Annotated in this window: 16 protein-coding genes, 1 tRNA gene, 3 rRNA genes, 1 other RNA gene and 1 other annotated feature (2 of these 22 cut by a window edge); of the genes, 4 read left to right on the top strand and 17 right to left on the bottom strand. The window is 39.4% G+C overall.

Going from position 1 to position 17500, the window contains the following annotated elements; genetic code table 11:
* From JFT95_RS25155 to tadA, 8 genes are all read right to left on the bottom strand, one after another.
* Positions 1 to 116 (bottom strand): 16S ribosomal RNA (locus tag JFT95_RS25155); it reaches 1436 nt to the left of the window's first position.
* A 219-nt stretch (positions 117 to 335) separates the two neighbouring features.
* Entirely contained in the window at positions 336 to 605 is a 270-nt protein-coding gene (locus JFT95_RS25150; RefSeq protein WP_061675961.1) for a pro-sigmaK processing inhibitor BofA family protein, read from the bottom strand.
* Between the two features lie 261 nt (positions 606 to 866).
* Entirely contained in the window at positions 867 to 1088 is a 222-nt protein-coding gene (locus JFT95_RS25145; RefSeq protein ID WP_002009631.1) for a YaaL family protein, read from the bottom strand.
* A gap of 14 nt (positions 1089 to 1102) precedes the next feature.
* The gene (gene recR, locus JFT95_RS25140) at positions 1103 to 1699 is read right to left on the bottom strand and encodes a recombination protein RecR (protein WP_002009629.1); all 597 of its coding nucleotides are present in this window, start codon (positions 1697 to 1699) and stop codon (positions 1103 to 1105) included.
* Positions 1700 to 1713: 14 nt separating this feature from the next.
* Positions 1714 to 2040, bottom strand: coding sequence for a YbaB/EbfC family nucleoid-associated protein (locus JFT95_RS25135; RefSeq protein WP_170935248.1), 327 nt, complete (start codon positions 2038 to 2040; stop codon positions 1714 to 1716).
* Positions 2041 to 2065: 25 nt separating this feature from the next.
* Positions 2066 to 3754, bottom strand: a complete 1689-nt coding sequence (gene dnaX / locus JFT95_RS25130) for a DNA polymerase III subunit gamma/tau (protein ID WP_061675962.1) — start codon at positions 3752 to 3754, stop codon at positions 2066 to 2068.
* A 132-nt stretch (positions 3755 to 3886) separates the two neighbouring features.
* An RNA gene (gene ffs / locus JFT95_RS25125) (signal recognition particle sRNA large type) lies at positions 3887 to 4151 on the bottom strand.
* Positions 4152 to 4229: 78 nt separating this feature from the next.
* Positions 4230 to 4724: a tRNA adenosine(34) deaminase TadA gene (gene tadA / locus JFT95_RS25120; RefSeq protein ID WP_201053508.1), complete on the bottom strand. Its 495-nt coding sequence runs from the start codon at positions 4722 to 4724 to the stop codon at positions 4230 to 4232.
* A 106-nt stretch (positions 4725 to 4830) separates the two neighbouring features.
* Here tadA and JFT95_RS25115 point away from each other — a divergent pair, with 106 nt between their 5' ends.
* The 3 genes from JFT95_RS25115 (at position 4831) to JFT95_RS25105 (ending at position 6800) form a co-directional block, all read left to right on the top strand.
* The gene (locus JFT95_RS25115; RefSeq protein ID WP_002009622.1) at positions 4831 to 5370 is read left to right on the top strand and encodes a cysteine hydrolase family protein; all 540 of its coding nucleotides are present in this window, start codon (positions 4831 to 4833) and stop codon (positions 5368 to 5370) included.
* Positions 5371 to 5493: 123 nt separating this feature from the next.
* Entirely contained in the window at positions 5494 to 6129 is a 636-nt protein-coding gene (locus JFT95_RS25110; RefSeq protein WP_201053507.1) for a deoxynucleoside kinase, read from the top strand.
* A 2-nt stretch (positions 6130 to 6131) separates the two neighbouring features.
* Complete coding sequence (locus tag JFT95_RS25105) at positions 6132 to 6800, top strand: deoxynucleoside kinase (RefSeq protein WP_201053506.1); 669 nt, start codon at positions 6132 to 6134, stop codon at positions 6798 to 6800.
* 35 nt (positions 6801 to 6835) lie between these two features.
* Here JFT95_RS25105 and JFT95_RS25100 read toward each other — a convergent pair whose 3' ends face one another.
* The 7 genes from JFT95_RS25100 to guaB all read right to left on the bottom strand — a co-directional run bounded on the left by JFT95_RS25100 (position 6836) and on the right by guaB (position 13790).
* Positions 6836 to 7231, bottom strand: a complete 396-nt coding sequence (locus tag JFT95_RS25100; protein WP_002029297.1) for a sigma factor-like helix-turn-helix DNA-binding protein — start codon at positions 7229 to 7231, stop codon at positions 6836 to 6838.
* A gap of 166 nt (positions 7232 to 7397) precedes the next feature.
* Positions 7398 to 7490: transfer RNA gene (locus JFT95_RS25095), tRNA-Ser, on the bottom strand.
* A gap of 154 nt (positions 7491 to 7644) precedes the next feature.
* On the bottom strand, positions 7645 to 8919 hold the full coding sequence (serS, locus tag JFT95_RS25090; RefSeq protein WP_201053505.1) for a serine--tRNA ligase: 1275 nt from the start codon (positions 8917 to 8919) through the stop codon (positions 7645 to 7647).
* A 51-nt stretch (positions 8920 to 8970) separates the two neighbouring features.
* Positions 8971 to 9191: a binding site (T-box leader), on the bottom strand.
* A 54-nt stretch (positions 9192 to 9245) separates the two neighbouring features.
* Positions 9246 to 9836 (bottom strand): pyridoxal 5'-phosphate synthase glutaminase subunit PdxT, encoded by a 591-nt coding sequence (gene pdxT, locus JFT95_RS25085; RefSeq protein ID WP_061675963.1) that lies wholly within the window; start codon positions 9834 to 9836, stop codon positions 9246 to 9248.
* An 18-nt stretch (positions 9837 to 9854) separates the two neighbouring features.
* Positions 9855 to 10742: a pyridoxal 5'-phosphate synthase lyase subunit PdxS gene (gene pdxS / locus JFT95_RS25080; protein WP_002009615.1), complete on the bottom strand. Its 888-nt coding sequence runs from the start codon at positions 10740 to 10742 to the stop codon at positions 9855 to 9857.
* Positions 10743 to 10902: 160 nt separating this feature from the next.
* Positions 10903 to 12213, bottom strand: coding sequence for a D-alanyl-D-alanine carboxypeptidase family protein (locus JFT95_RS25075; protein ID WP_201053696.1), 1311 nt, complete (start codon positions 12211 to 12213; stop codon positions 10903 to 10905).
* Between the two features lie 113 nt (positions 12214 to 12326).
* Positions 12327 to 13790 carry an IMP dehydrogenase gene (gene guaB / locus JFT95_RS25070; RefSeq protein ID WP_002107266.1) on the bottom strand — a complete coding sequence of 488 codons (1464 nt, stop codon included), beginning with the start codon at positions 13788 to 13790 and terminating at the stop codon, positions 12327 to 12329.
* A 115-nt stretch (positions 13791 to 13905) separates the two neighbouring features.
* Between guaB and JFT95_RS25065 the strand changes: the two genes are divergently transcribed.
* Complete coding sequence (locus tag JFT95_RS25065; protein WP_201053504.1) at positions 13906 to 14907, top strand: YaaC family protein; 1002 nt, start codon at positions 13906 to 13908, stop codon at positions 14905 to 14907.
* Between the two features lie 33 nt (positions 14908 to 14940).
* Here JFT95_RS25065 and rrf read toward each other — a convergent pair.
* Positions 14941 to 15056: ribosomal RNA gene (rrf, locus tag JFT95_RS25060) — 5S ribosomal RNA — on the bottom strand.
* A 49-nt stretch (positions 15057 to 15105) separates the two neighbouring features.
* Positions 15106 to 17500, bottom strand: a 23S ribosomal RNA gene (locus tag JFT95_RS25055) (it continues 527 nt past the right edge of the window).

The raw sequence follows: 17500 nt of genomic DNA, 5'->3' as shown, positions 1-17500 counted from the left end.
ACTCACCCGTCCGCCGCTAACTTCATAAGAGCAAGCTCTTAATCCATTCGCTCGACTTGCATGTATTAGGCACGCCGCCAGCGTTCATCCTGAGCCAGGATCAAACTCTCCAATAAAGTTAGTTTGTCTAGCATCTAAAAATAAAAATTGACGTTTCACGTTGTTTGTTTCGTTTAGTTTTCAAAGTTCAATGCCGCGTTTCAGCGACTTTTATAATTTAACATTTTGACTTGAATCTGTCAACAACTTTTTTCTTTCGTTCCTGACGACGCTTATTAATTTATCATATTACTAATCGATAAGTCAACGCTTTTTTTAAAAATGCCAAAATAAATTTATCTTGGCATTATATATAGCTTAATAATCACTAATGCAGCAACACCTGGCACCCCTAATAAACTTGATACTGTAGCTGTGCCCATGTTAATTGGAATATGAAAATCGAAATATGTCCCTGCAACATTCACAATAAATAGTAACGCTATACCTAAAGTGACATGAAGGAGTGCTTTCCCTATAAAACGTATTGGTTTAGCAGAAACACCAAAAACAAGAAAAATAAAAACTAAAGAAAGAATGCCAACAATAATAATTGTAGAATTCATTTTTTCCTCCTTATGAATGACCTATACATATCCATTTGTATGGGACAAGACAAGAAAAAAGAACATCTATAACATAACTCCTACCACTTCATCTTTATAATCTTTAATCAGTAATCTTTCTTCTAAGCACTAGCAATTAGATACAACTAATTCCATTACCATTTTTCTTTCTCCTCTTTATATCCCAAAAATAAAGTAGCCCTATTACTCACAAATAAATCGATAAAAAGTAAAAGGTCCCGCTTTAAAAAGCAGGACCTTTTACCATTGTTCCATTTTCACAGGACGACGTTTTGCTTCTTTTAACAAGAAAAAATATTTCGCCTCTGCTATTTTTAAAGAACAAAGTACATCTTGAGACGGCTCAACACTTTGTTCAACCAGTCTCTTCTGACGTAGCCATTCATTCTTTACCTTTTCTAATAATACAATTAACTTATCGTCATACTCTTTACGCAACTTACCCTTTTTTTGAAAGAACATTTTCCCTTCTCCTCTTATATCTCTCTACGGCCTTCTAAAGCTTTCGATAGTGTTACTTCATCTGCATATTCTAAATCTCCACCAACTGGCAGACCATGTGCAATACGAGTTACTTTAATTCCTGTTGGCTTTAAGAGGCGGGATATGTACATCGCTGTGGCTTCCCCTTCAATATTAGGGTTTGTTGCTAATATCACTTCTTGTACTGTTTCATCTTGCAGTCTCTTTAATAACTGCGGGATATTAATATCCTCTGGTCCAATTCCCTCCATTGGAGAAATGGCACCACGCAAAACATGATATACACCTTGATATTCTTTCATTTTTTCCATCGCAATTACATCTTTCGGCTCTTGTACTACACAAACAACCGATTGATCCCTATGCGAATCGTCACAAATATAACAAGGATCGCGGTCAGTGATATGTCCGCACACAGAACAATACGCTAAATCTCGCTTTGCATTCACAAGTGCTTTCGCAAAACCTAGTACATCATCCTCTTTCATATCTAACACGAAGAATGCCAATCGAACCGCTGTTTTCGGTCCAATTCCTGGCAACTTCATAAAACTATCGATTAATTTTGATATCGGTTCTGGATAATGCATATATCAATATCCTCCTAGAACATTCCACCTGGTAAGTTCATGCCTTTTGTAAATTTGCCCATTGTAGAGTTTGAAAGTTCATCAACCTTTTTAAGTGCATCATTCGTTGCAGCTAATACTAAGTCTTGTAACATTTCGATATCTTCTGGATCTACAACTTCTTCTTTAATTTTCACTTCAAGAACTTGCTTATGACCATTTGCAATAACAGTAACCATTCCGCCGCCAGCTGTACCTTCAACTGTTTTTTCGCCAAGCTCTTCTTGCGCCTTCGCCATATCCTTTTGCATTTTTTGCATTTGTTTCATCATATTATTCATATTTCCCATTCCGCCACGCATCATAATTAATTCCTCCTCATTATTATTACTCTTTTATTTCAATAAGTTCTTGCCCTACTAATTTTACAGCCTCTTCTATAAGAGGATCTTCTTTTTGTTCTGAGCTTTCTTCAGAATCCCCGCCTTCGCGTTGTAAAAAGTCTTCACGAATTTTACCCCATTCACTTTTTGGGATAGCAATCATATTTAACCTTTTACTTAACAATTCAAAAAGGGTTTGTTCCAATGTATCCATCGCTTCTCGATTTTCACTAGCCATTTTGCAATGAATCTCATATTGAAATGCTAACACATAGGTATCATCCGAAGCCGCAACTGGTTCACTATTTTCTAATAAAACAGCAAATGCTACTTTGTTATGTGACTTGAGCCTTCCTAATAATTCGCCCCATACAGCTTTTAACTGTTCTAAATCTTGACGCTTCGCTTGCTTTAACACTTCATTCACACGTCCAACAGGAATTTTCATACTTCCTGTTCGTACCGGTTTTGGTGTTGCCCGCGTCTCTCTTACTTCCTGCTGCACACCAGCTGGCACGCCATTCTTTTTAACTTGCTCTAACTCTTTCTCCAACTGCTGCATCCTGTTCATAATCGCTTGTAAACGATCTGCGCCGTTTGCTTGCATCATAAACTGCTGACACAGTTGCACCATAACAACTTCCAAGAATATTCTTGGATGGTTTGTCCACTTCATCTCCTGTTGTCCCTTACTAAGGGTATGAATAATTTCATAGATTACTTCCGGTTGCATTTCTTCACTTAACGTACGGAATTGATCATCTACAATTACTCGTTCCAACATATGTTCTAATTGTGGTGAAGTTTGATATAAAAGCATATCACGATAGTAGTAAATGAAATCCTCCATAAAGCGAACTGGATCTTTCCCTTTACTCATCATCTCATCTATAATACGTAACGCTCTTGATACATCATTTTCACGTATACATTCTACCAGGTCACCCAAATATCGCTGAGATACAGATCCTGTTACAGCTAAAACATCTTCACTCGTCACCGTCTCATCACTATAAGAAATAGCTTGATCAATAAGACTGAGCGCATCACGCATACCACCTTCGGCGGCACGCGCTACGATTTGTAACGCTTCATCTTCTACTTGCGTACCTTCATTTGTCACGACCGTCGATAATCTCTCAACGATATCATTTACTGATATCTTTCGAAACTCAAAACGCTGACAACGCGAAATAATTGTAGCTGGAATTTTATGCGGTTCTGTTGTCGCCAGAATAAAAATAACATGTCCTGGCGGCTCTTCTAAAGTTTTCAAAAGCGCATTAAAGGCACCCATAGAAAGCATGTGAACTTCATCAATAATGTATACTTTATATCCTACAGCACTTGGAGCATATTTTACTTTATCTCTTATATCTCGAATTTCATCTACACCGTTATTTGAAGCCGCATCAATTTCTAATACATCTGAAATAGACCCTTGTGTAATTCCTAAACAAGAAGGACATTCATTACAAGGTTCAGCTACCGGGGCGTGTTCACAGTTAATTGCCTTTGCAAATACTTTTGCAATTGTCGTTTTCCCTGTTCCCCTCGGACCCGAAAACAAATAAGCATGTGAAGCTTTCTCTTGAAGAAGGGCATTTTGCAACGTTTTTGTCACGTGCTTTTGACCGACTACATCTTCGAATTTTTGCGGTCTCCATGTTCGGTATAACGCTTGGTATGACACGAAAATACGGCCTCCCTCAAAGGTTATTATCTTATTTATTATAACCCATTCTGTTTATAGATTCCAAAAGTTATTTTCCATACAAAAAACTCACCTTTATATAAAGGTGAGTTTTGTATACATATATAACTGCCGTGCACCTTCTGTCGATTACGTACCATAAGCGTTACTCAAGCAGTTAGCTCGGTTCAGGCACTCCTGCGGCACACGAGAAAACCCGCTTATTGCTGCTTCCTTCCGGACCTGACAAGGTTCACGGGGTCCCGTTGCGCAGGACCCAAACGTCAACACCACTTACTTAAGGCAGACCTTACAGCAACATAACCTCGAGAAGGGATTCAGCCTCGCTAGAGCGGATTGCGAGTATAGGGCACCGCTACCTCCCCGCTTAGCACGGCAAAGTTAAAACCAATATTCGGTTGCCTTGGATAAGGCATTATCAGTATAACTTGTTTTTTTACAAAATGCAAATACGTTAGTTACCATTACTTTTCTCTAGTTTTTTCACTTCTTTTCTTTTCTTACGAAGCTCCCTAAAAAAAATCGTTAACAACGTACCACATTCTTCTTCAAGTACACCAGGCACTACTTCACACTGATGATTAAAACGCTCATCAGTTAAAAGATTCATCAACGTACCTGCACATCCACCTTTCGGATCGCTCGCACCATATACAACCCGTTTTATACGCGATAAAACAATTCCCCCTGCACACATTGGGCAAGGTTCTAATGTTACATATAACGTTGCATCTTCTAAACGCCATGTCCCTAATTTTTTGCAAGCTTCATCAATAGCTAAGAGTTCGGCGTGAGCTATTGATCTCTGTTCAGTTTCTCTTAAGTTATGTGCGGCACTAATCACTTCACCATCTAGCACAATTACAGCACCAATTGGTACCTCTTGTATCGCCTCCGCCTTCTTCGCTTCCTCTATTGCTAACTGCATAAAATATATATCTCGCTCCATAATATAGTCCTTTCACCAAAAATAAAATACACTTTTTCATTTCTTGCAGGTGGGATAACTTTTACAAATTCAATCCAACCTAAAGAAGAAAGAGAGGGAATTACATATGAAAAATACTGCCTTACTCATTATCGATATGATTAATGATTTTCAATTCTCCCACGGACCCATCCTGGCACAGAAATGTGAAATTATAAAGAACCCCATTTTACAATTAAAGGACACCATGAAGTCATTGGGCTATCCAATAATTTATATCAATGATCACTATCAACTTTGGAGATCTGATATTGATCAACTTATCACCCATTGTACAAATGAGTATAGTAAAAATATTATCGAGGCCATTGCTCCGCATACTGACGATTACATTTTTATTAAACCACATTACTCTGCTTTTTATGAAACACCTTTGAATTCTTTATTAGGTTATTTAAAAATCGAAAATCTCATTTTAACAGGAATTGCCGGGAACATATGCATCCTTTTTACAGCTAATGATGCCCATATGAGAAATTATACACTTTATGTACCACGGGATTGCATCGCTTCTAATAACGAGCAAGATAATGAACATGCTTTAAAAATAATGGAAGCCACATTAAAGGCAAATATTGTACCGTCATCCCAAATAAAATTTAATTAATACATATCTATTTTCTAACTTTTTATATCAAATTAGTCCGCTCGCTCCCCTCTTGTGCTACAATAATTCTGTTTTGTGTTTTTAGTAGTCACGGTAAATCACTGATTGAAAGGAGGAAACAGCGTGACCGGAGTACCATTTATCACGGTTGAAGGACCAATTGGTGTTGGAAAAACTTCACTTGCGAAGGAACTTTCAACTCACATGCAACTCCACTTACTAAAAGAGATTGTTGATGAAAATCCTTTTTTAGGAAAATTCTACGAAGACATCGACGAATGGAGTTTTCAAACAGAGATGTTCTTTCTTTGTAATAGATACAAACAACTAGAGGATATTAACATAAAGTATTTGAATCAAAGAAAGCCTGTAATAGCAGATTATCATATATTTAAAAATTTAATTTTTGCATCCCGTACATTAAAAGATTCTCAATATGACAAGTACATGCAAATTTATCGCATTCTTACGCAAGATATGCCTGTGCCAAATGTCATCGTTTATTTAACAGCGAGCCTAGAAACATTACAAAAACGAATTGCCATGCGCGGAAGAGAATTCGAAAAAAATATGGATCCAAATTACTTGCTACAGCTTACAAAAGATTACGAAACAGCAATGGATGCTTTCAAAAAGGACCATCCAGATATTCCAGTATTGAAATTTAATGGAGACGATATGGATTTTGTAAGAAATCCTGATGATTTAAATGTCATCTTATCAGCTCTTCAAAATACTCTCTTGAAGGAGTCGAAATAACAATGAATTTAAGGCAAAAATATGATATACCAAATGATGCAGTTATCACTATTGCTGGAACAGTAGGTGTCGGTAAATCAACTATGACAACTGCATTGGCTAACGCTTTAGGTTATCGTACATCTTTTGAAAAAGTAGATTCCAACCCATATTTGGACAAGTTCTATGCTGATTTCACACGCTGGAGCTTTCACTTACAAGTGTACTTTTTAGCAGAACGATTTAAAGAACAAAAAAGAATTTTCGAATATGGTGGCGGTTTTGTTCAAGACCGTTCTATATATGAGGACACTGGTATTTTCGCAAAAATGCATTACGAAAAGGGTACAATGACTGAAACTGATTATGAGACATACAAAGGGTTATTTGATGCTATGGTCATGACTCCTTACTTCCCTCATCCAGACTTATTAATTTACCTAGAAGGTTCTTTTGATGATATTGTCGATCGTATTCAAGAACGAGGACGTCCCATGGAGCAGCAAACACCAATTGAGTATTGGAAAGAGATGCATGGACGTTACGATAACTGGATTAATAACTTTAATTCATGCCCTGTTTTACGATTAAACATTAATGAATACGATATTTTAAAAGATGGCGATTCAATCGAAACAATCATTAAAAAAATTGGACATTTTTTAAAACAAACACGTAAACTTGTAAAATAAAAAACCCGTGCATATGCACGGGTTTTCCTATGAAATTACTTTTTCTTTTTTGTCGGAGCAATAATTTCACTCTCTGGCTTTCCAGCATTAATACGCTGACGAACAGTACTCGTACTAATATCATATGTTTCAGCAATCTCTTTAACAGTCAATTCTTTCCCATTAATTACTGCTGTTAGTAATTTCCCTGTACGTTTTGGAGTTACTTCTTTTTGCACAGCTGGTTTTTCAGCTTCTTTTGGTACCTCTACTTTTTTTGCAACCTGTTTTACATCACAAGTGCAACCACAAAGTTTACGGAATGTATCATCACTTATAATGCGCGACACATTTGCACCACTGTTTAAAATTCTATTGTTCTTACAGACAGGACATTGTACATAATATAAAGTTTTTCCATCTAAAGGAAACGTTTGTATAATAAGATCCATGTTAACTCCTTTCATATCTATGAAGATAATCATCGGAATATGAGTGTGTAATAAGGACACTATATCCTTACATCATACTTTATGATTGGTTTTAAAATAAAAACTCGTTACGTGTTGGTAACGAGTTCTCCAATCTCCACTTATATGCGCTGTTGTCAATTATATCTGGAGGAGGTAGAGGGATTCGAACCCCCGCGCGACTCTCGCCGCCTGTCGGTTTTCAAGACCGATCCCTTCAGCCAGACTTGGGTATACCTCCATATTGACATCAAATATAATATCAAAAGAAAAACAGTTAGTCAACCCCACTATAATAAATTATGAGGAAAGGGAAATTTTACTTCTCCTCTCCTTTATGACACTGCTGACAACGTCCATAATTACCAATCACTCATACCGATGAATGTTTTAACTTATTTAATAACTGTTTTTCCTCCCATATAAGGGCGAAGAACTTCTGGAATTATAATTGTACCATCTTCTTGTTGGTAGTTCTCTAAAATAGCTGCCACTGTACGTCCAATTGCAAGACCAGATCCATTTAGTGTATGAACATGTTCCGGTTTACCATTTGGCTCACGACGGAAACGGATATTCGCGCGTCTCGCTTGGAATGCCTCAAAATTACTACAAGAAGAAATTTCACGATATGTACCATAGCTTGGAATCCATACTTCAATATCGTATTTCTTCGCTGCTGTAAATCCTAAATCTCCTGTACACATGCTCATAACGCGATATGGCAACTCTAATAATTGTAACACGCGCTCTGCATCATTTGTTAATTTTTCTAACTCTTCGTAAGAATCTTCTGGTTTCACGAACTTCACAAGTTCAACTTTATTAAATTGGTGTTGGCGAATTAAACCACGTGTATCACGACCAGCTGAACCTGCTTCAGAACGGAAGCATGAGCTAAACGCAGCATATCGTATCGGCAATTGCTCTTTACTCACAATCTCATCACGATGCATATTCGTTACAGGTACTTCAGCTGTTGGGATTAGGAAATAATCTTCACTTTCAATACGGAATGCATCTTCTTCAAACTTCGGAAGTTGTCCTGTTCCTGTCATACTTGCACGGTTTACCATATAAGGAGGCAATACTTCCTCATATCCATGCTCATCAGTATGAAGGTCAAGCATAAAGCTAATCAAAGCACGTTCTAATCTTGCACCAGCACCTTTGTAAAATACAAATCGGCTTCCTGTTACTTTCCCAGCACGTTCAAAATCTAAAATCCCTAAATCAGTAGCAAGGTCCCAATGTGGTTTTGGCTCATAAGTAAATTCTTTCCCTTCTCCCCAAGTACGTGCTACTACGTTATCATCCTCTGTTTCACCTATTGGGGCAGATTCATGAGGGATATTTGGGATAGATAGCATTAATCTTTCTAAATCTTCTTCAACTGTACGAAGCTCATTATCAAGATCTTTTACTTTCTCCCCAACTTCACGCATTTCTAGAATTAGAGCTTCCGCATCTTTCTTTTCACGCTTTAATACTGAAATTTGTTGAGATACTTCGTTACGTTTACTTTTTAGTTCTTCTGTTTGAACAAGTAGCTCTCTTCTTCTCGTATCAAGTTCTTCAAAGCGACCAAAATCCGTTAAATCTTCGCCTCTATGCTGTAATTTTGCTTTTACTTCTTCAAAATTCGTACGTAAAAATTTAATATCAAGCATTATATACTCCTCCTTTTATTTTATAAAACACAAAAAACTCCCGTCCCTATACAAAGGGACGGGAGTTCACCCGCGTTGCCACCCTAGTTGAAAGCATTACCGCTTTCCTCTCAAGTAGAAATAACGGCTCTTCACCGGGAATGTTTACTAATCAAAAGATATTCCACATTCCATTCCAGGATGGATTCACAAACTGTTTCTATCGATTTCCACCAACCATCGACTCTCTATAAGAAACAACATTTGTTACTACTTCCTATCAACACGCTTATTTTATAAAATTGTTATCATCAATTTACTATAATCTTATACAAGTTGCAAGTTACTTATACAACTTTTTTCATTTTCGCTTCTTTTACCATTTCTACAAAGTATGCTGTTACACGATGATCATCCGTTAATTCCGGATGGAAAGAAGCAGCTAAAAACGGCCCTTGCCTTACCGCTACCATTCGCTCGCCATGCATAGAAAGTACTTCAACATCATCAGCTACATTTACAACATACGGAGCACGGATAAATACACCAACAAAGTCTTCTCCCACACCTTTAATTGAAAGCGCAGCTTCAAAACTATCTTTTTGGCGTCCGAACGCATTGCGCTCAACCGTAATATCCATAGCACCAATATGTGCTTCTTCATAGCCAATAAGTGTTTTCGCAAGAAGAATCATTCCTGCACATGTACCAAACATTGGTTTACCAGACTTCGTAAATGTACGAAGAGGCTCCATGAAAGCATACTTATCAATAAGACGGCGCATTGTTGTACTTTCACCGCCTGGTAAAATAAGACCATCAATCTCTTCAAGTTGCTCTATACGCTTTACAACAACAGCTTCTGCACCACTTGCCTCAACTGATTTTACATGCTCACGAACTGCACCTTGAAGACCTAGTACACCGATTTTCACCATTTTAAAGATCTCCTTTAATTACCATCCACGCTCTTGCATGCGTTGTTCTGGTAATAATGTTGAAATTTCGATACCTTTCATTGCATTACCTAATCCTTTAGAAAGGCTTGCAATTAGTTCGTAATCTTCATAATGAGTCGTTGCTTCAACGATTGCACGTGCAAATTTCTCTGGGTTCTCTGATTTGAAGATACCAGATCCAACAAATACACCATCAGCACCAAGTTGCATCATTAACGCTGCATCTGCTGGTGTTGCTACACCACCTGCTGCAAAGTTTACAACTGGCAGGCGACCAAGGCGTTTAATTTCAAGTAGTACTTCATAAGGAGCACCAGTATTTTTTGCATATGTCATTAACTCATCTTCACGTAGACTTGCAACTTGACGGATTTCTGCATTGACTTGGCGCATATGACGCACTGCCTCTACAATGTTTCCTGTTCCAGGTTCACCTTTTGTACGAAGCATAGCTGCACCTTCTGCAATACGACGTGCGGCTTCTCCGATATCGCGGCAACCACATACAAACGGAACTGTGTAATCACGTTTATTTAAATGGTATACTTCATCAGCAGGAGTCAATACTTCACTCTCATCGATATAGTCTACCCCTAATGATTCTAATACACGTGCTTCTACAAGGTGACCGATACGACATTTTGCCATAACCGGAATTGATACAGCACCCATAACTTCTTCAACAATTGTTGGATCTGCCATACGAGAAACGCCACCTGCTGCACGAATATCTGCAGGTACACGCTCTAATGCCATAACAGCAACTGCGCCTGCCTCTTCTGCAATCCTTGCTTGCTCAGCGTTAACTACGTCCATAATAACGCCGCCTTTTTGCATTTCTGCCATTCCACGTTTTACACGTTCTGTCCCTGTTACATTTGTCATGTACAAAAACCCCCCTAGGTGAATTGCTTTCCCCCGTTAAAGAAGAAAATTAAGAATACTCTTACATTCTACCACTAACTATCTGATGCTTGTCCACTACTTTTTCATAAAGTCGGTATGAAAAATAGGAATAAGAAAAAGCTCCTACAATGAGGAGCTTTTAAAACCAACCTTTTACTGTATCAACAGCACTATTCCACATACCACTAAAGAAAGAACCAATTCCGCGCATAGAACGCGTGAACCAGCCTGCCTCTTCTACTTCAGATTTTGTTACAAGGTCTACTTGTAATGATTTTCCTGATAAAAATCCAGGGTCATTACTATCTTTAGACGTTACAACCATTTGGCCAAGTGTAACTCCCTTTTTCATAGGTGCCTCTTGTCCCTTATTTCCTTCTTTAAATTCTGTTTTATAAACGTCTTTACTTCCCTTTGGCACCGGAAGTGAAACAGCTTGCTTCGTTTGAACTGCCACATCTTTATCTTTCGCATTTTCAACTCTTACTGTTTCTCTTCCTTTAACCGAAGAACCTTTTTCATACATTTTCTTCATTTCAAAGCTAGCAAAGCCATAATCATATAATTTCTTTGTCTCATCAAATCTTGCCGTGTGAGATTTTGTTTTAATAACTACAGAAATGAAACGCATACCATTTCTTTCAATCGTACCAGTGAAACAATCTCCTGCTTCTGGAGTTGATCCTGTTTTCAGACCATCTACGCCTTCGTATTCCTTAATTAACCCCTTTAACATCCAGTTCCAGTTAGGCATTTCAATCCGATCCGAAGTACCTTCACGGAATACTTTTTTTGAAATTTTTGCTATGTCTAATGTTTTAGGGAAATCTTGAATAAGACGTTGTGCTAAAATTGCTACATCTCTCGCAGACATTTTATTTTCTTCATCTGGAGTTGTCCCTTCAGGATGGTGTCCTTTTAAATCTTTGTTCGTTAAGCCCGTAGAATTTACAAACTTATAATTTTTTAATCCAAACTCTTTCGATTTATCATTCATCATTTTTACAAAGTCTACTTCTTTTCCAGCAACTGCTTCAGCTAACGCTATCGTTGCACCATTAGCAGAATAAATTGCCATTGCTTCGTATAGCTCTTTTACTGTATAAGATTCACCATTTCGTAGAGGCACATTCGATAATGAACGATCTTGCGAAATGTTATACGCATATTCGGAAACCTTAACTTTTTGATCCCATTTTAGTTTCCCTTTCGCAATAGCCTCGTTCACTAGGTATTCACTCATCATTTTTGTCATACTAGCAATTGATAATAACTCATCTGCATTTTTTTGATATAAAATCTTCCCAGAATTCGCTTCTACTAAAATTGCCGCACCTGCTTCAATGTTTAAAGCGGCTCCTGTTTCTGCTGATGCATTGCTATATGGTACAAGCATGCTACAAGCTATTGTAAGCACTGTTACCAACGCAATGAATCTTTTGCAAAACATACCTTTCACTTTTGCTACCCCCAATATCTATGTACTCACATAACCGTTATTCTAACATAATCAAAAAAAAATAGACAGAGATATCAAATCTCTGTCTATTTGTATATAAGACATTACAATGAGTAGTTTGGAGCCTCTTTTGTAATCTGTACGTGATGAGGATGGCTTTCACGTAAACCTGCACCTGACATACGAATGAACTGTGCATTCTCACGTAAGAATTCTAAATTCTGCGCTCCGCAATATCCCATACCTGCACGTAATCCACCAACTAATTGATGAACTGTATCTGCTAAAGGTCCTTTATATGGTACTCGTCCTTCAATACCTTCAGGAACAAGTTTTTTGTTTCCTTCTTGGAAGTAACGATCTTTACTTCCTTTTTCCATCGCTCCAACAGAACCCATACCACGATATACTTTAAATTGGCGACCTTGATAAATTTCAGTTTCTCCAGGGCTTTCAGCAACACCAGCAAACATACTACCTAGCATAACAACGTGTGCTCCTGCTGCTAAAGCTTTAACCATATCACCAGAGTACTTAACACCGCCATCAGCAATAACTGGAATACCGTGTTTACGAGCTTCTGTTGCACAATCATAAACTGCTGTTAATTGTGGTACACCAACACCAGCTACAACACGCGTTGTACAAATAGAACCTGGTCCAATACCAACTTTAACTACGTTTGCACCAGCCTCAATTAATGCTTTCGTTGCTTCAGCTGTAGCAACATTTCCAGCGATAATATTTAGTGCTGGATATTTCGCACGAACTTCTTTTACTTTTTCAATAACACCTTTAGAATGCCCATGAGCTGTATCAAGTACAATTGCATCTACGCTAGCTTTTACTAATGCATCGATACGAAGCATAGCATCAGCCGTTACACCAACAGCAGCTCCAACTAATAAGCGTCCTTGCTTATCTTTAGCAGAGTTTGGGAATTCAATTACTTTTTCAATATCTTTTATTGTAATAAGCCCTTGTAATACACCGTTATTATCAACAAGAGGGAGCTTTTCAATTTTATACTTTTGTAGGATTTTTTCAGCTTCTTCTAGTGTAGTACCAACTGGAGCTGTAATTAACTGTTCTTTTGTCATTACGTCAGAAATTTTGATTGAGTAGTCTTGGATGAAACGCATATCACGGTTTGTAATAATACCAACTAATTTTCGCTCATCTAAATTATTTACAACTGGTACACCTGAGATACGATATTTTCCCATAAGATGTTCTGCATCATATACTTGATGTTCTGGAGTTAAGAAGAAAGGATCTGAAATAACGCCGCTTTCAGAGCGCTTTACTTTATCAACTTGCTCTGCTTGTTGCTCAATAGACATATTCTTATGAATAATTCCTAAACCGCCTTGGCGAGCCATTGCAATAGCCATGTCAGCTTCTGTTACTGTATCCATTCCTGCACTAATTAACGGGATGTTTAGCTGTAAGCTTTCAGATAAAACTGTTTTAACACTTACTTCTCTTGGTAATATATCTGACCTCGCTGGTACAAGTAATACATCATCAAAAGTCAAACCTTCTTTAACAAATTTAGATTCCCACATAATTGTTCCCCCCATGATACCAGAAATTATTATTAGTAGCTTATCAATTGGTTAAAATACTGTCAAGGACGTATATATATGTTAGAATTTTTAGACAATAAAAGGAGCGTAATATATGCATCAAACACATTGTACTTGGCAGCAATTAAGTTTCTTTTTTTCATCTCAAAATGTACAACGTTATCTTGCCCGTTGTTATGAAAAATCCTCCATACAAGATGCTGAAAAAAAAAGTTTTGAAAACTGTTATCCCTTTATTTACTACTTAGAACACGGGAAAAATTATTATGAATTATATAAGGTGGCCCCCTTTTCGATTCAGCCAATGTTGTTATTTTATGGAATTAGCCAACTGTTTAAAGCTTGCTTGTTAACTATTGATCCTAACTACCCAGAATCAACTACTGTTTTAGCTCATGGCGTTACGACTCGTAAACGGAAAAAACAGGGGTATCAATTTTTAGAAGATGAGGTGAAAATACAGAAAAACGGATTGTTTACTCACGTTGCAGAACAACTGTTTCACATGAAACACTTAGAAGCGGAGAAGTTTAATATGTTAGAGCTAATGGGGAATATTCCTGAATTACAAAATTTGTTGCGCTATAGTCAAAAAGTATCAACTTTATATAAGATCGATTCAACAAATAAAAATGAGCTCTCCTTTTCAGTCAATATATTAGATCGACTACATATGACTAAAGAGCGATTTTCTCGTTACATCGAAACAACTTGTAAGCATTTATCAATACAACACGTACCTGAGAAAAATAATGAATTAAATTTGTTTTTTTCGGCACCTATTCAATCATGGAATCCTATGTATAGTACACCTTTATACTATGAGCATCTTACTGACACTTATTATTTACCACTTACGACTGACCCTAGAAACTCTAAGCCAGTGTTGCCTGAGCTTCTTGTTCATTATTTATTACTCTATAATTTAAGTATGATTTCTAGGTATGAAACGGATTGGTGGTATGACTTACTTGGAAGTTATGGATCTGAAGATTATCCGTTTATTTATCAATTTCTCAATATTTCTGCTCAAAAAATCCCTTACTATATTTCAGCATTTTTACTAACGGAATCCAACCTATTTCAAGCAAAATAAAAACACGAGTCAAATGACTCGTGTTTTTATTTTGCTTGGCGACGTCCTACTCTCACAGGGACAAGGTCCCAACTACCATCGGCGCTAGAGAGCTTAACTTCCGTGTTCGGTATGGGAACGGGTGTGACCTCTCTGCCATCATCACCAAACTATGAAGGTATATTCCTTCAAAACTAGATAACATTAGCTTCATATTATATGGTTAAGTCCTCGATCTATTAGTATTCGTCAGCTCCACATGTCACCATGCTTCCACCTCGAACCTATCAACCTGATCATCTTTCAGGGATCTTACTAGCTTACGCTATGGGAAATCTCATCTTGAGGGGGGCTTCATGCTTAGATGCTTTCAGCACTTATCCCTTCCGCACATAGCTACCCAGCTATGCCCTTGGCAGAACAACTGGTACACCAGCGGTGCGTCCATCCCGGTCCTCTCGTACTAAGGACAGCTCCTCTCAAATTTCCTGCGCCCACGACGGATAGGGACCGAACTGTCTCACGACGTTCTGAACCCAGCTCGCGTACCGCTTTAATGGGCGAACAGCCCAACCCTTGGGACCGACTACAGCCCCAGGATGCGATGAGCCGACATCGAGGTGCCAAACCTCCCCGTCGATGTGGACTCTTGGGGGAGATAAGCCTGTTATCCCCGGGGTAGCTTTTATCCGTTGAGCGATGGCCCTTCCATGCGGAACCACCGGATCACTAAGCCCGACTTTCGTCCCTGCTCGACTTGTAGGTCTCGCAGTCAAGCTCCCTTATGCCTTTGCACTCTACGAATGATTTCCAACCATTCTGAGGGAACCTTTGGGCGCCTCCGTTACACTTTAGGAGGCGACCGCCCCAGTCAAACTGCCCACCTGACACTGTCTCCCGGGTCGATAAGACCCGTAGGTTAGAATTTCAATACAGTCAGGGCGGTATCCCACCAGCGCCTCCACCGAAGCTAGCGCTCCGGTTTCAATGGCTCCCGCCTATCCTGTACAAACTGTACCAAAATTCAATATCAGGCTACAGTAAAGCTCCACGGGGTCTTTCCGTCCTGTCGCGGGTAACCTGCATCTTCACAGGTACTATAATTTCACCGAGTCTCTGGTTGAGACAGTGCCCAAATCGTTACACCTTTCGTGCGGGTCGGAACTTACCCGACAAGGAATTTCGCTACCTTAGGACCGTTATAGTTACGGCCGCCGTTTACTGGGGCTTCAGTTCAGAGCTTCGCTTACGCTAACCCCTCTCCTTAACCTTCCAGCACCGGGCAGGTGTCAGCCCCTATACTTCGCCTTACGGCTTCGCAGAGACCTGTGTTTTTGCTAAACAGTCGCTTGGGCCTATTCACTGCGGCTTTCCGTTAAGAAAGCACCCCTTCTCCCGAAGTTACGGGGTCATTTTGCCGAGTTCCTTAACCAGAGTTCTCTCGCACACCTTAGGATTCTCTCCTCGCCTACCTGTGTCGGTTTGCGGTACAGGCACCTTTTATCTCGCTAGAAGCTTTTCTTGGCAGCGGGGAATCAAAGACTTCGCTCCATAAGGAGCTTCCCCATCACAGCTCAGCCTTCACGATAAGCGGATTTGCCTACTTATCAGCCTAACTGCTTGGACGTGCACAACCAATCGCACGCTTCTTCTATCCTTCTGCGTCCCTCCATTGCTCAAACGATAAAGAGGTGGTACAGGAATATCAACCTGTTGTCCATCGCCTACGCCTGTCGGCCTCGGCTTAGGTCCTGACTAACCCTGAGCGGACGAGCCTTCCTCAGGAAACCTTAGGCATTCGGTGGACGGGATTCTCACCCGTCTTTCGCTACTCATACCGGCATTCTCACTTCTAAGCGCTCCACCAGTCCTTCCGGTCTGACTTCACTGCACTTAGAACGCTCCCCTACCACTGATACCATTGGTATCAATTCGCAGCTTCGGTGGTGTATTTAGCCCCGGTACATTTTCGGCGCAGAGTCACTCGACTAGTGAGCTATTACGCACTCTTTAAATGGTGGCTGCTTCTGAGCCAACATCCTAGTTGTCTAAGCAACTCCACATCCTTTTCCACTTAATACACACTTTGGGACCTTAGCTGGCGATCTGGGCTGTTTCCCTCTTGACTACGGATCTTATCACTCGCAGTCTGACTCCTAAGGATAAGTCATTGGCATTCGGAGTTTGACTGAATTCGGTAATCCGATGAGGACCCCTAGTTCAATCAGTGCTCTACCTCCAAGACTCTTACACTTAAGGCTAGCCCTAAAGCTATTTCGGGGAGAACCAGCTATCTCCAGGTTCGATTGGAATTTCTCCGCTACCCACACCTCATCCCCGCACTTTTCAACGTGCGTGGGTTCGGGCCTCCATTCAGTGTTACCTGAACTTCACCCTGGACATGGGTAGATCACCTGGTTTCGGGTCTACGACCACGTACTAAACGCCCTATTCAGACTCGCTTTCGCTGCGGCTCCGCCTCTTCAGCTTAACCTCGCACGGGATCGTAACTCGCCGGTTCATTCTACAAAAGGCACGCCATCACCCATTAACGGGCTCTGACTATTTGTAGGCACACGGTTTCAGGATCTCTTTCACTCCCCTTCCGGGGTGC

It is taken from the genome of Bacillus sp. TH17 (assembly GCF_016651125.1).
Classification (GTDB): domain Bacteria; phylum Bacillota; class Bacilli; order Bacillales; family Bacillaceae_G; genus Bacillus_A; species Bacillus_A mycoides.
This window is presented reverse-complemented; position numbering and strand designations above follow the sequence as displayed.

Bases quoted from the DNA above. Each gene is read 5' to 3' on its own strand.
- pdxS (WP_002009615.1), bottom strand. From the start codon at position 10,742: ATGACAAATGTAACAGGGACAGAACGTGTAAAACGTGGAATGGCAGAA.
- JFT95_RS25075 (WP_201053696.1), bottom strand. From the start codon at position 12,213: ATGTTTTGCAAAAGATTCATTGCGTTGGTAACAGTGCTTACAATAGCT.
- recR (WP_002009629.1), bottom strand. From the start codon at position 1,699: ATGCATTATCCAGAACCGATATCAAAATTAATCGATAGTTTTATGAAG.
- JFT95_RS25135 (WP_170935248.1), bottom strand. From the start codon at position 2,040: ATGCGTGGCGGAATGGGAAATATGAATAATATGATGAAACAAATGCAA.
- JFT95_RS25105 (WP_201053506.1), top strand. From the start codon at position 6,132: ATGAATTTAAGGCAAAAATATGATATACCAAATGATGCAGTTATCACT.
- JFT95_RS25145 (WP_002009631.1), bottom strand. From the start codon at position 1,088: ATGTTCTTTCAAAAAAAGGGTAAGTTGCGTAAAGAGTATGACGATAAG.
- JFT95_RS25065 (WP_201053504.1), top strand. From the start codon at position 13,906: ATGCATCAAACACATTGTACTTGGCAGCAATTAAGTTTCTTTTTTTCA.
- JFT95_RS25115 (WP_002009622.1), top strand. From the start codon at position 4,831: ATGAAAAATACTGCCTTACTCATTATCGATATGATTAATGATTTTCAA.
- JFT95_RS25100 (WP_002029297.1), bottom strand. From the start codon at position 7,231: ATGGATCTTATTATACAAACGTTTCCTTTAGATGGAAAAACTTTATAT.
- pdxT (WP_061675963.1), bottom strand. From the start codon at position 9,836: ATGGTGAAAATCGGTGTACTAGGTCTTCAAGGTGCAGTTCGTGAGCAT.
- JFT95_RS25150 (WP_061675961.1), bottom strand. From the start codon at position 605: ATGAATTCTACAATTATTATTGTTGGCATTCTTTCTTTAGTTTTTATT.
- serS (WP_201053505.1), bottom strand. From the start codon at position 8,919: ATGCTTGATATTAAATTTTTACGTACGAATTTTGAAGAAGTAAAAGCA.
- tadA (WP_201053508.1), bottom strand. From the start codon at position 4,724: ATGGAGCGAGATATATATTTTATGCAGTTAGCAATAGAGGAAGCGAAG.
- guaB (WP_002107266.1), bottom strand. From the start codon at position 13,790: ATGTGGGAATCTAAATTTGTTAAAGAAGGTTTGACTTTTGATGATGTA.